This is a genomic window from Staphylococcus sp. 231237_7MaSpsaltlick (assembly GCF_043107035.1).
This window is the reverse complement of record NZ_JBICNX010000281.1, coordinates 1-569: the sequence shown is the minus strand read 5'-3', so window position 1 is coordinate 569 and position 569 is coordinate 1. Positions and strand designations below refer to the sequence as shown.

Sequence of the window (569 nt, the reverse complement as noted above, 5' to 3'; positions counted from 1 at the left end):
TGATGGAACATTTGGTCACCTAATACCACACCAGCAGTGCCCGAAATAACACCAATAGGTGTATCATTTGAGTTTGCCTTTCGAATATATCGACCATCTAAAGTGACGATATAACCATTCGGTATTTCTTGACCTGATTGGGATTCAAAATACTCTGCATAGTCACCGAAGTTTTGTCCAGCTTGGATTGTACCTTTTGACTTAATATTTCCTGAAACACTTCGTATTTCTACTGAAGTGTTAGCTTTTGAAATACTATCGGCATTATAGCCCCATACCGTAACATAATTATCTTCTGTTAATACACCACGACTATTTAAAATCAATTGACCATATTTACCTTGTGTTGTTTTAGATTCAAGCGAATTGATGATACCGGAACGCGAACCCCAAGCATGTGAGTTCATACCTGCACCTAATAACCAAGAACGATCAGAATGTGCATATGAATCACCTGTTGTAGCGATTACTGCAGAACGTCTTGATAATGCTCCTGACCCTGTCGAGCCACCCATAAATCCCCCGCGTACTGCAGTCGGTACATCTTTGTAAACTTGTTTAAACAATAC

The 569-nt window shown here is 39.5% G+C and carries 1 protein-coding gene; it reads right to left on the bottom strand.

Going from position 1 to position 569, the window contains the following annotated elements:
- Positions 1 to 569: peptidase G2 autoproteolytic cleavage domain-containing protein (locus tag ACF91D_RS31465; protein WP_392438653.1), on the bottom strand; the 569-nt coding region annotated here is incomplete at both ends.